Genomic DNA, 11759 nt, shown 5'->3' on the forward strand with positions numbered 1-11759 from the left:
CGTCTCCGAGGGGCGGTTGCGGCCCTGCCGGGAGGCGTCTCGGCGGGGCCGCGGCGCTCATGAGCAGAGGTTCACGTGCCGGACGGCCAGGACATGGCCCGCCGCGTCGATGAGGCGGCTGCGGGCGAGGTGTCCGCCGGACACGGCGTTGGTGATCGCCGTGGCGATCGAGGACGTCTGGGAGCCGACGTTGCCCTTCAGGTCGAACATGACCATGTCGGCGCCGGAACGCAGGGCCTGGACGGCGGCGGCGGGGATGCTGTAGCCGGCGGCGGAGATCGCCTTGGCGCTCAGCGAGTCGGTGACCACCAGCCCCTTGAAGCCCAGCTTGCCGCGCAGCTCGGAGCCGATGACGGTGGGTGACAGGCTCGCCGGATTGGTGGCCAGACCCGGCACGATGTTGTTGGAGACCATGATGGCCGGAGCACCGGCCTTGATCGCCGCCGTGAACGGCGGGATGGCCACCTTCTGCAGGGTGGACCAGGGCAGCGTGCGGGCGGGGCCGAAGTCGGAGTTGTAGTTGGAGCCACCGAGGCCCGGGAAGTGCTTGACGACGGGGATCACGTGCCCGGCGCGCAACCCGTTCATGTAGGCGACGCCGTCCTTGGAGACCACCGAGGTGCTGCCGCTGAAGGACCGCCATCCGTCGGGGTTGGTGTGACTGGGGGCCACGTTCCGGCCGTCGACGTCGACCACCGGCGCGAGGTCCATGTTGACCTGGGCGGCGGCCATCCTCGCGGCGACCTTGGTGACGTTCTGCTGGATCTGGGCCGGGGTCCAGTGCGTGCCCATGTACGCGGCCCAGGGCAGGGACCCGACGAGGTTCGCCATGCGCTGGATGCCGCCGCCCTCCTCGTCGGTCATCACCAGCAGGCCCAGGTGACCGGGTACGTGAGACTTCAGGGTGGTCAGCCGCGAGCCTAGGTCGGACGGCGCATTGCTGCCGAACAGCAGCACACCGCCCGCACCGGCGCTCACCTCGGACGTGGCATCGGACACCGAGGTCTCCGACACCGGGACGGCGATGGTCAGCATGGCCAGCCGGCGGTTCGACCACCCGGCCAGCTTCGTGCTGTTGGTGCAGGCCGTCGCGTTGGTGGCGGCGGTGGTGGTGGTGGAGGAGTCCGGCGTGAAGGACGAAGGGGAGTGGGACGGCGCGGTCGACGGGGCGGAGGACGCGCCGGTGCCGCTGGTCTGCGGGGACGCCTTCGGGGCGCCTGTGCCACAGCCCGCCAGGAGCATCGCCGCGACGGCGGCGGCCGCGCTCAGCCGTCGGGCGTTCCTGGCTCGGCCGCGGACCGGCAGCGGTGCTGTCGCGCTTCTGTGGTCGCGGTGCGACGGAAGATTCATCGCCCGGCCTCCTTCGGGAAGTCGCGACGGTGCCCGCCGCGCTGAAAGGCGTATGAGCCTGAGGTGGGTTTACGACGCGTGAGATGCACACCGGCCCGCAATTGTTCGCCGGTCCGCGTCCGAGTACCAGAATCTCGCGCCTCGGAGCCGGACGGAAGTCCAGCCGGGGTGAACGGGTGCCGCTCCGGGATTGACGGCGAGCGCGCTTCACCGCGTCCGGGCGACCGTCCGATCGGCTCCCGGTGGTCGCACTTCGGGCCACGTTCACTAGAATCGAACATGTGAACGATGACCGTCCCCTGACGCGTCTCGACATGCTGCGCTTCGCCCGCCGCGTCGTCGAACATCAGGCTGCCCGGCAGCTCGCGCTGATGGACCGGTGGATCGCGGACGAAGAGCGCCGGGAGGCGGAACGGCAGCGCCGTCTCGCCGTCCGGCAGGCCGCCCCGGACTGGCTGATCGAGCGCGCCCTGAGCGGCCGCGGAGCGGTCTACGTCCACGTCGGCGGTTGTACGAGCGCCGGCTCGCGCGCGCGGGGAGCCGGCAGGGAGCAGGCCATCCGCGCGCTCACCGAAGGAGGGATCACGCCATGCCCGCTGTGCCGCCCGGACACCGTTCTGGGGATTCTCGAATGACCGGCCCGGGTGCGGGTCCGGACGGTCCGGACGATGCTGGAGCCATGGCCGCGAAACGCCCCATCATCGTGCACCTGCCGTCCCCGACCGGCGGCCGCCGGGTCCGGGTGGACGGTGAGATCCTCGGCCTGGCGCACAACGTGCGGGACCTGGTGGAGTTCCTGCGCCGGGCGGGGCTGGAGATCGAGCCGGAGCAGGTGGCCGACTCACCGCTGATCGACTGGCGCGGGGTGGGGCCCGACCGCTGGGAGGCGGAGACCCGCACGTGAGCACGGTGTCGTCTCCGCCCTGCCGCGGGCAGACTGACGGCATGTCCTCCCGACGCAGAACCTGCCCCGTGTGCCGCCGCGACATCGCCGTCGTCGCGGGCCGCTTCGCGCGCCACGATCCGCCCGGCGCGCGGGAGAACGGGGATCTGGTCTCCTGCGCCGGTTCACGGCAGCCGGCTCAACTCGGCGTGCTCCAGCCGTCGCTGGACGGGTACGTCGTGCCGGACTTTCCCGGGCAGCTGCCTCTGTTCTGAGACGCTCTGAGACGCTCTGAGACGCCTGCCTCTGTTCTGAGACGCGGAGTACGTGTGCCGGTCGAGGTGAGACTTCGAAGTGCTGTGCCGGTCGAGGTCTGACGGGGTGTGACGGGGTGTGACGGCGGCGGGTTCGACCGTTCAACGGCCGGGAGCCGCCCTCAGTTCCCGGCCACCGACTTCACCGCGACCGACACCGGCGTCGACCCGCTGATCAGCTCCAGGGTCAGGCCCGCCGTCGCCGGCGTGTCCACCAACTCCGCCAGTACGGCCGCCACATCGGCCCGTGGGACCGAACCGCGCCCGGTGTGTGCCTCCAGGCGGACCATGCCGGTACCCGCCTCGTCCGTCAGCGATCCGGGGCGCAGGATCGTCCAGTCCAGGGCCTCCTGCCGGCTGACGTACGCGTCCGCCTCGCCCTTGGCGCGCAGGTACACGTCGAAGACGTCATCGCCCTGATGCGCGGGATCCGCGCCCATCGAGGACACGATCACGAAACGGTGCACCCGCGCGCGGACGGCCGCGTCCGCGAACAGCACCGCCGCGCCCTTGTCCACCGTCTCCTTGCGGGCCGCTCCGCTGCCCGGGCCCGCGCCGGCCGCGAAGACCGCCGCGTCCGCGCCCTGCAGATGCGCCGCGACCCCCTCCACCGAGGCGGACTCCAGGTCGAGCAGGACCGGTTCGGCACCGGCCGCCCGCAGATCGTCGCCCTGCTCGGCCTTGCGGATGATGCCCGCCACCTCGTCCCCGCGCGCGGCGAGCAGGCGCTCCAGCCGCAGCGCGATCTGACCATGACCACCAGCGATGACAATGCGCATGAAACCGACCGTACGCCCGAAGAGACGCAGCCGCCGCACGAGTTAACCGGCGCGGCCGGAGCGCGCCGGGAGTGTGCGCCGAGCGCGCGGCCGGAGTGTGCGCCGGGCATACGGCACGCGTGCGCGCCGGGCGCGGAGCGCGCACGCTCGGACACGCGCCGGGTGCGTGCCCGGCGCCGGATGCAGGGACCGCCCGCGCCCGGCACTCACGCTCCCCGGCCGCCGCCCCGCCGCGCCGCGTCAGCTCACGACAGCTCCCCGCGGCCCTGCCGCGGCAGTCCGAGTTCCGCTGCCGCCGCCGAGTTGCAGTACTCGCGGACCGCGCTCGTGCGGGCCACCACCCGGCCCCGGTGCACCACGATGCGGCTGTAGGCCAGCGAGAGCGCGCCGGGCAGGTGGTCGCCGCGTACGGCCAGGAGTTCCGCGGGGAAACCCGCCTCCACGCGGACCTCGGGGAGGCCGAGGACCGCGCGCGCCGAGCCGCACACCGCGTCGTAGGCGTCCTCGGCGCGCAGGCCGTGGGCGGAGGCGAGGAGATAGGCCGCCTCCAGGGGGTCGCCACGGCCCACGGGGTTGGCGACGTCACGCAGGGCGCCGCTGCCGGCCGCCACCCGCACTCCGGCCGCGCGCAGCAGCCGTACCGGAGCCGTGCCCTGCCGGTCGGCGCCGCCGCAGCCGCCCTGAGGGAGGCACACCACCGTCACTCCCGCCGCCGCGAGCTGGTCCGCGGCGCGGGAGGCGGCTTGTGCGGGCAGGCGCGCGAGACCGGCGCAGGGCCCGATCGTCACGCCGGGGCGCAAGCCACCCGCCATCGCCGCGAGCCGCGACAGCCGGGCCGGGTCGGCGGCATCGGTGTGCAGGTCGACCGGGCAGCCGTGCTCGGAGGCCACCTCCAGGACCGCCTCCACGTAGCCCGTGGGGTCCGGGTCCAGGTCCGGACAGCCGCCCACCACACAGGCGCCCATCTTCATCGCGTCCCGCAGCATCGCCAGCTCGTCGGCCCCGGCCACCCCGGTCAGCAGCCGGGGCATCGCCACCGTGGTCAGCTCCGCGAGTCCCCGCAGCGACCGCCGTGCCTGCAGCACCGCACCCAGTGCGCCGAGTTCCTGGACGTCGCCCACGCGCACGTGCGCGCGTACCGCCGTCGCCCCGTGCCCGAGCTGCAGCAGGGCCGCCTCGGTCGCCCGGCGCTGGACGTCCTCGGGGGCGTACGACACCGGGCCGGGGTGCTCGGCCGACAGGGCGGTGTCGCCGTGGGCGTGCGGCTCGGCCGGGGCCGGCAGGAGCAGGTATCCGCTCAGGTCCACCCGCGTGACGCTCGTCCGGACCGGGCCCGGCGTGAGGCTGCCGGCGGTGCCGACCGCCTCGATGCGCCCGCCGCCCAGCCGTACGTCCACCCTCCGGCCGTCGGTGAGCCGTGCCCCGCACAGCAGCAGGACGGCCGTGTCGGACTGGCCCGAGGATCCCGGCGAGTTCGATGGCTGGTGAGGCTGCGGCTGGCTGTCGGGCATCGCGCTCCAGGGTCGGGGCCGGGGGCTCGGGGCGGCCCGGCGCGAGGGCTTCGGGGCGTGCGCACCCCAAGATCACGCAGAGCGAGTCGAGCCTAGGGTGACGAGCCGCGCGGGACGCGTAGGGGCGCAATAGTCGTACCGGCGTGGTCCGGCCCCGGCCGCGCCCCGCGCCGCCCGCGCGCGTGGCCTGCGGGATGTCCCGGTACCCGCACCGCCAAGGCCTCTCCATGGGCGGCCCACGCGCGCGTGCGGGCGCCTCGCCGTGGGCTCGTCGAGCGGCACCCCGCAGAGCGGACCTCGTAGGGCAAACCCCGCGCACGCTGGGGTTCGAGGGACTGCGGAGGGCGCTGCGATGCGGGGGGTGACCGGCGGCCGGATACGGATTTGGGTGAACGGCGGCGGACCGTGTAATGTCTTCATCGCTCGCCCCAATAGCTCAGTCGGCAGAGCGTCTCCATGGTAAGGAGAAGGTCAACGGTTCGATTCCGTTTTGGGGCTCTGGTGTGAGAGGTTCCCGTCGCAAGACGGGGGCTGATCTCATCAAAGCGGTGTAGCTCAGTCGGTAGAGCAAGCGGCTCATAATCGCTGTGTCACCGGTTCAAGTCCGGTCACCGCTACAGACAGTAGCCGATTGTGGGGTCGGTCCTTCGATCGGCTACTCTTTTCTGCGTTAAATCAGTCCATCCGTTCGTCTTAGGAGCACTCACGTGGCTGCCACCGACGTCCGCCCGAAGATCACGCTGGCCTGCGTGGAGTGCAAGGAGCGGAACTACATCACCAAGAAGAACCGGCGTAACAACCCGGACCGTCTTGAGATGAAGAAGCACTGCCCGCGTTGCAACGCGCACACCGCGCACCGCGAGACGCGATAAACAGGCTCGTACACGAGGCCGTCCCCTTCCGAGGGGGCGGCCTCGTGTCGTTTCACCGGTCGGTCACCGGTTAATTCGAGGCCACCACAGCAGACATCAGGAGGTGCCGGGCCATGGCGCTCGACCAGTCCTTCGTGGGACGGACCTATCCGCCCACCGCCCCCTACGAGGTGGGCCGGGAGAAGATCCGGGAGTTCGCCGAGGCGGTGGGCGAGGCCAACCCGGTGTACACGGATCCGCAGGCCGCCAAGGAATTCGGTCACCCCGACGTGATCGCCCCGCCGACCTTCGTGTTCTCCATCACCTTCCGGGCCGCCGGACAGGTCGTCGAGGACCCGCAGCTCGGTCTGGACTACAGCCGCGTGGTGCACGGCGACCAGAAGTTCGCCTACAGCCGCCCGGTGCGCGCCGGCGACCGCCTCACGGTCACCTCCACCATCGAGGCCATCAAGTCCATGGCGGGCAACGACATCCTGGACATCCGCGGTGAGGTGCACGACGAGGCCGGCGAGCACGTCGTGACCGCCTGGACCAAGCTCGTGGCCCGCGCGGCCGAGGAGGCGTGAGGACCTGATGACGGCGAAGATCGCGTACGGCGACGTCGAGGTCGGCACCGAACTGCCGGCACAGAGCTTCCCCGTGACCCGCGCCACGCTCGTGCGGTACGCGGGCGCCTCCGGCGACTTCAACCCGATCCACTGGAACGAGAAGTTCGCCAAGGAGGTGGGCCTGCCGGACGTCATCGCGCACGGCATGTTCACCATGGCCGAGGCGATCCGCGTGGTCACCGACTGGACCGGCGACCCGGGCGCGGTCGTGGAGTACGGAGTCCGCTTCACCAAGCCGGTCGTCGTGCCGAACGACGACAAGGGCGCCCTGATCGAGGTCAGCGGCAAGGTGGCGGCCAAGCTGGACGACGGCACCGTGCGCGTCGACCTGACGGCGACCAGCGCCGGCCAGAAGGTGCTGGGCATGTCGCGGGCGGTCGTACGGCTGGCCTGACGCCGAGCCGGCCCGGAAGCGTACGTAAGGGGCGTCCTCCAATGGTGAGGCGCCCCTTACGCGTGTCCGGACGCCGAATCCGCTGGGCCTGGCCGGTGACTGACCTCGGCGGCTGCCCTTGACCAAGTTAGTGATTGAGTACTAACTTACTCGCATGCCCAGGATGAGCGCAGAGGAGCGACGCGAGAGCGTCATCCGCGCGGCGACCGCCGAGTTCGCGCGCGGCGGCTATCACGGCACCTCCACGGAGGCGATCGCCAAGCGGGTCGGAGTCTCTCAGCCGTATCTCTTCCGGCTCTTCCCGGGCAAGAAGGCGATCTTCCTGGCGGTGGCCGAACGCTGCATGGAGGACACCGTCCGCACCTTCGAGGAGGCCTCCGAGGGGCTTCGGGGCGAAGAGGCCCTGCATGCCATGGCGAACGCGTACACCAAGGTCATCGCGGAGCGGCCCGAGCGGCTGATGATGCAGATGCAGATGTACGTCGCCGTGGCGGCCGCCGAGGAAGAGGGTGACCGCGAGTTCGGTGAGCAGGTGCGGGCCGGCTGGATGCGGCTGTGGGACACCGTCCATCTGCCGCTCGGCGCGGACATCGGCGAGACGAGCACCTTCATGGCGTACGGAATGCTCATCAACTGTCTGGTGAGCATGGGCTTTCCGCCCGAGCACCGGGTGTGGGAGGGGCTCTACCCTTCGGCCCGGCTTACGGGCCGTCTCGAGAAGTAACGCAGGCGAGGCAGGCGTTGCCGCTCTTTCTCATGCGCACAGAAGTTAGTCATCAATAACTAACTGGAGATCACTCTCTGGGGGAGAGATGTCAGAGCAGACCGAACAGACGGGCGCGGGGCGCGGGGGCGCCCTGTGGGCCCTCGTCATCACCAGCGTCGCCGGATTCATGGCGGCCCTCGACAACCTGGTCGTCACCACCGCCCTGCCCTCCATCCGCGAGGACCTCGGCGGCGCGCTGGACGACCTGGAGTGGACCGTCAGCGCCTACACACTCACCTTCGCCGTCCTGCTGATGCTGGGCGCGGCACTCGGTGACCGCTTCGGGCGCCGCCGGCTCTTCATCGCCGGACTCGCCCTCTTCACCGCGGCCTCCGCCGCCGCGGCCATGGCGCCCGGCATCGGCTCCCTGATCGCCGCCCGCGCGGTGCAGGGCGTCGGCGCGGCCGTGATGATGCCCCTCACGCTGACCCTGCTGACCGCGGCCGTCCCCGCCGCCAAACGCGGCACCATGTACGGCATCTGGGGCGCCGTCAACGGACTCGCCGTCGCCTCCGGTCCGCTCATCGGCGGCAGCCTCACCGAACACGTCTCCTGGCACTGGATCTTCTGGCTCAACGTCCCGCTCGGCCTGCTCACCCTGCCGCTCGCCCGCCTGCGCCTGGCCGAGTCCTACGGCGCCGGCGCCCGGCTCGACCTTCCCGGCACCCTCCTCGCCAGCGGCGGGCTCTTCGGGATCGTCTACGGACTGGTCCGCGGTCCCGCCGACGGCTGGACCGACTCCGTCGTCCTCACCTCCCTGTTCGCCGGTGCCGCGCTGCTCGTGGGCTTCGTCCTCTACAGCTCCCGCGCGGCCCACCCGATGCTGCCCATGCGGCTGTTCCGCTCCCGCGCCTTCTCCGGGATCAACGCGGCCAGCCTGCTGATGTTCGTCGGGATGTTCGGCTCGATCTTCCTGCTCAGCCAGTACATGCAGGGCGTGCTCGGCTATTCGCCCACCGAGGCGGGCCTCCGGATGCTGCCGTGGACCGGCATGCCGATGCTGGTCGCGCCGATCGCCGGGATCCTCTCCGACCGCATCGGCGGCCGTCCGGTCGTCGCGGCGGGCCTCTTCCTGCAGGCCGCCGGTCTCGGCTACATGGCCTGGGTGGCCACCGCGGACGCCTCCTACGCCGTCCAGCTGCCCGCCCTGATCATCAGCGGGGTCGGCATGGCCCTGTACTTCGCGCCGGCCGCGAATCTGGTCATGTCCAGCGTCCGCCCCCAGGAGCAGGGCATCGCCTCCGGTGCGAACAACGCGCTGCGCGAGGTGGGCGGCGCGCTCGGTATCGCGGTCATGTCGTCGATCTTCTCCGCGCAGGGCGGTTACGAGTCCGCACAGCGCTTCGTGGACGGCCTGCGGCCCGCCCTGGTCACCGGCGCGGCCGTGGTCGCCCTCGCGGCGGTCGCGGCCCTGCTGATCCCGTCCCGCCGGAGCACCGGCCGGCTTGCCGCGGAGGCCGGGCAGCCGGCCGCCCCGGTCCTGGAGACCACCGTCCGCTGAACCGGAACCTCCCCGAAGGAGCCCGTGCTGCCGACCCTTCCCTGGACCGTTCCCACGCCTGCGCCCCAGGGCGCCGAGGTACACGTCTTCGCCTCCCGCTTCGAGACCCGCACCCTGTGGGGCGCCCTCCGCTTCCTCGTCCGCACCCCGGCCGTCTGGCGGCAGGTGGGCCGCGCGCCCGGAGCCCACGGCGCCACCCTCAGGGCGCAGCCCCTGCGGCGGACCTTCTGGACGCCGTCGGCCTGGGAGTTGGCCGACGCGCTGAAGGCCTTCGCCCACTCCGGCGCCCACCGGCCGACCTCCCGCGGCCTGGCCTCCCACATCCGCGGCGTCGCCTTCGCCGCCTGGGAGACCACCGCCGAGCAGCTGCCGGTGAGCTGGGAGGAGGCGGAACGGCGGCTGCGGAACGACGGCTGAAGCAGCCACCGGCCGGCTGTACCTCGTATGTACCTCGTTGCACGCGCGCGTGGCCCTCGGACAGGAGGCGGCCACACGCGTGTGTGTGCGTGTGCCTGTGCCGGTGAGCGGGATCGGCCGGGGCGGACGAACGGGCACGCGCACGCGTGCCGCAGGCCGCGAGGGCGCGGAGCGCGACTGCGCGGAAGGCGACTGCGCGGAAGGCGACCGGGGCAGGCGTACGACGGGGCCGACGGCAGACGGGCTGCGCACCGGAGACAGGCGTACGACGCGCCGGCGGCAGACCGGCGCCGACGGACGGGAGTCCCGCGCCCGAGAGGTGTGCCGAGACACCGGACGGACGGAAGCGGCCAGGGATGTGTGCGGCCGGGTGCGGCTGTGCAGGCCGGGTGCGGCTGTGCCCACGGCAGGTCGGGCTGTGCGGGCAAGGTCGGGCCCGTCGGCCCCGGAAGGAGTCCTCTCGTCCGGTCCGACGACGAGCCGCAGCGACGGTATGCGGGCCCGCCGGCCCGCGAAGACCGGCCGCGCGGGTGCGGTGCCGGTGGAGCCGTCTCGTAGTCTTGGGCGCGTGCAGGTACTCCACGACGCCCCCCTTGCCCCGCTGACCACCTTCCGGCTGGGCGGTCCCGCGACGCGGCTGGTCACGGCCGAGACCGACGCCGAAGTGATCGCCGCCGTCCGCGAGGCCGACGACAGCGGGACACCGCTGCTGGTCATCGGCGGCGGGTCGAACCTGGTCATCGGCGACAAGGGCTTCGACGGCACCGCCCTGCGCATCGCCACGCGCGGAGTGGAACTGCGCGGCAGCACGCTGGAGCTGGCGGCCGGTGAGGTCTGGACGGACGCCGTCGCCCGTACCGTCGAGGCCGGGCTCGCCGGGATCGAGTGCCTGGCCGGGATCCCCGGCTCCGCAGGCGCCACGCCGATCCAGAACGTGGGCGCCTACGGCCAGGAGGTCTCCTCCACCATCACCGAGGTGATCGCCTACGACCGGCAGGCCGGCGACACCGTCACGCTGACGAACGAGGAGTGCGGCTTCTCGTACCGCCACAGCCGCTTCAAGGCCGACCCCGGCCGCTATGTCGTGCTGCGCGTCCGTTTCGAGCTGGAGGACGCGGACGGGATGTCCGCCCCCGTCAGGTACGCCGAGGCGGCCCGCGCGCTCGGTGTCGAGCCCGGCGACCGGGTGCCGCTGGCCGACGCCCGCGAGACCGTGCTGAAGCTGCGTGCCGGGAAAGGCATGGTCCTCGACCCCGAGGACCACGACACCTGGTCGGCGGGTTCCTTCTTCACCAACCCGATCCTCACCGAGGAGCAGTTCGCCGCGTTCCACGCGCGCGTGCGCGAGCGGCTGGACGAGGGCGTCGAGCCGCCCGCCTACCCGGCGGGGGAGGGCCGGACGAAGACCTCGGCGGCCTGGCTGATCGACAAGGCGGGCTTCACCAAGGGCTACGGCACCGGCCCGGCCCGCATCTCCACCAAGCACACGCTCGCCCTCACCAACCGGGGCGGCGCCACCACCGAGGACCTGCTGGCCCTGGCCCGAGAGGTCGTGTCCGGGGTGCGGGAGGTCTTCGGCGTCACGCTGGTCAACGAGCCGGTGACCGTCGGCGTCAGCCTGTAGCCGCGCTGCGCCGCGCCGGGCCACGGCAGAGCGGCAGAGGCACCGGCTGGCGGCGACGGCTGGGAGCGACGGTCAGTAGGCCACGCCCACGCCCTGTTTCACCGTGCCCTCGTCGCCGATCATCGACAGCATCGCGTGCGCGACGTCCGCGCGGGCGAGGAAGCGGCCCCGGGGCGGGAAGCCGCCGACGACCGCGCGGTAGTGGCCCGTGACCGGCTTGTTCTGCAGGCGCGGCGGGCGTACGGACGTCCAGTCCGTGCCGCTGCGGGCCAGCTCGTCCTCCATCCCGCGCAGGTCCGCGTAGACGTCCTTGAGGACCGCCGACACCACGCGGCGCGCGGCGCGGTCCAGTGGGCCGTCGTCCGCCGGGGCGGGGCCGACCGGAGCCGCGCTGACCACCAGCAGCCGTCGTACGCCCTCCGCCTCCATGGCCTGAAGGACGGAACGGGTCAGCCGGGTCGCCACCCCCGCGTCCTTGCGGCTGCGCGCGCCCAGGCCCGAGAGGACCGCGTCCCGGCCGCCGACGGCGGCCCGCAGCTCCTCCGGGTCGGTCAGGTCGGCGCGCACCACCCGCAGGGCGGCGCCGGTGACGGTGAGCCGGGCGGGGTCCCGCACGACGGCCGTGACTTCGTGGCCGGCGTCCAAGGCCTGGCCGACCAGTTCGCGGCCGACTCCGCCGGTGGCCCCGAAAACGGTGAGCTTCATGGCTGCTCCGGTCTTCCTGTGGTCGGTGCTGCGCC

At 72.4% G+C, this 11759-nt stretch carries 14 protein-coding genes and 2 tRNA genes; 12 read left to right on the forward strand and 4 right to left on the reverse strand.

Annotated elements, in window-relative coordinates; translation table 11 throughout:
• Positions 1 to 57: 57 nt before the first annotated feature.
• Complete coding sequence (locus tag AB0N17_RS30865; RefSeq protein WP_366014850.1) at positions 58 to 1350, reverse strand: glycoside hydrolase family 3 N-terminal domain-containing protein; 1293 nt, start codon at positions 1348 to 1350, stop codon at positions 58 to 60.
• A 281-nt stretch (positions 1351 to 1631) separates the two neighbouring features.
• Here AB0N17_RS30865 and AB0N17_RS30870 point away from each other — a divergent pair, with 281 nt between their 5' ends.
• The 3 genes from AB0N17_RS30870 to AB0N17_RS30880 are packed head-to-tail and all read left to right on the forward strand — an operon-like array spanning position 1632 to position 2508.
• A complete protein-coding gene (locus AB0N17_RS30870; RefSeq protein ID WP_366014851.1) occupies positions 1632 to 1985 on the forward strand; it encodes a DUF6233 domain-containing protein in 354 nt (117 codons plus the stop codon).
• A gap of 44 nt (positions 1986 to 2029) precedes the next feature.
• Positions 2030 to 2254: a hypothetical protein gene (locus AB0N17_RS30875; RefSeq protein ID WP_366014852.1), complete on the forward strand. Its 225-nt coding sequence runs from the start codon at positions 2030 to 2032 to the stop codon at positions 2252 to 2254.
• Between the two features lie 41 nt (positions 2255 to 2295).
• A complete protein-coding gene (locus AB0N17_RS30880) occupies positions 2296 to 2508 on the forward strand; it encodes a hypothetical protein (protein ID WP_366014853.1) in 213 nt (70 codons plus the stop codon).
• A gap of 161 nt (positions 2509 to 2669) precedes the next feature.
• On the opposite strand, the gene AB0N17_RS30885 is transcribed toward AB0N17_RS30880, so the two are convergent.
• Positions 2670 to 3326, reverse strand: a complete 657-nt coding sequence (locus AB0N17_RS30885) for an SDR family oxidoreductase (RefSeq protein WP_366014854.1) — start codon at positions 3324 to 3326, stop codon at positions 2670 to 2672.
• 245 nt (positions 3327 to 3571) lie between these two features.
• Positions 3572 to 4837, reverse strand: a complete 1266-nt coding sequence (locus tag AB0N17_RS30890; protein ID WP_366014855.1) for an amidohydrolase family protein — start codon at positions 4835 to 4837, stop codon at positions 3572 to 3574.
• A gap of 425 nt (positions 4838 to 5262) precedes the next feature.
• On the opposite strand from AB0N17_RS30890, the gene AB0N17_RS30895 reads away from it, so the two are divergent.
• The 9 genes from AB0N17_RS30895 (at position 5263) to AB0N17_RS30935 (ending at position 11019) form a co-directional block, all read left to right on the forward strand.
• Positions 5263 to 5335, forward strand: a tRNA-Thr gene (locus AB0N17_RS30895).
• Between the two features lie 46 nt (positions 5336 to 5381).
• Positions 5382 to 5454 (forward strand) — tRNA-Met (locus AB0N17_RS30900).
• Positions 5455 to 5544: 90 nt separating this feature from the next.
• Positions 5545 to 5709 carry a 50S ribosomal protein L33 gene (rpmG, locus tag AB0N17_RS30905; RefSeq protein WP_003948671.1) on the forward strand — a complete coding sequence of 55 codons (165 nt, stop codon included), beginning with the start codon at positions 5545 to 5547 and terminating at the stop codon, positions 5707 to 5709.
• 113 nt (positions 5710 to 5822) lie between these two features.
• Positions 5823 to 6275, forward strand: coding sequence for a MaoC family dehydratase N-terminal domain-containing protein (locus AB0N17_RS30910; RefSeq protein ID WP_366014856.1), 453 nt, complete (start codon positions 5823 to 5825; stop codon positions 6273 to 6275).
• Positions 6276 to 6282: 7 nt separating this feature from the next.
• Positions 6283 to 6711: a MaoC family dehydratase gene (locus tag AB0N17_RS30915; protein WP_366014857.1), complete on the forward strand. Its 429-nt coding sequence runs from the start codon at positions 6283 to 6285 to the stop codon at positions 6709 to 6711.
• A 154-nt stretch (positions 6712 to 6865) separates the two neighbouring features.
• Positions 6866 to 7435 (forward strand): TetR/AcrR family transcriptional regulator, encoded by a 570-nt coding sequence (locus AB0N17_RS30920; protein ID WP_366014858.1) that lies wholly within the window; start codon positions 6866 to 6868, stop codon positions 7433 to 7435.
• A gap of 88 nt (positions 7436 to 7523) precedes the next feature.
• The gene (locus AB0N17_RS30925) at positions 7524 to 8978 is read left to right on the forward strand and encodes a DHA2 family efflux MFS transporter permease subunit (protein ID WP_366014859.1); all 1455 of its coding nucleotides are present in this window, start codon (positions 7524 to 7526) and stop codon (positions 8976 to 8978) included.
• A gap of 27 nt (positions 8979 to 9005) precedes the next feature.
• A complete protein-coding gene (locus AB0N17_RS30930; protein ID WP_366014864.1) occupies positions 9006 to 9395 on the forward strand; it encodes a DUF3291 domain-containing protein in 390 nt (129 codons plus the stop codon).
• A 568-nt stretch (positions 9396 to 9963) separates the two neighbouring features.
• Positions 9964 to 11019, forward strand: coding sequence for a UDP-N-acetylmuramate dehydrogenase (locus AB0N17_RS30935; RefSeq protein WP_366014860.1), 1056 nt, complete (start codon positions 9964 to 9966; stop codon positions 11017 to 11019).
• Between the two features lie 72 nt (positions 11020 to 11091).
• Here the strand turns inward: AB0N17_RS30935 and AB0N17_RS30940 are convergent, their stop codons facing one another.
• Entirely contained in the window at positions 11092 to 11724 is a 633-nt protein-coding gene (locus AB0N17_RS30940) for an NAD(P)H-binding protein (RefSeq protein WP_366014865.1), read from the reverse strand.
• Positions 11725 to 11759: the final 35 nt, after the last annotated feature.

Source organism: Streptomyces sp. NPDC051133 (assembly GCF_040682635.1).
Taxonomy (GTDB): Bacteria; Actinomycetota; Actinomycetes; order Streptomycetales; family Streptomycetaceae; genus Streptomyces.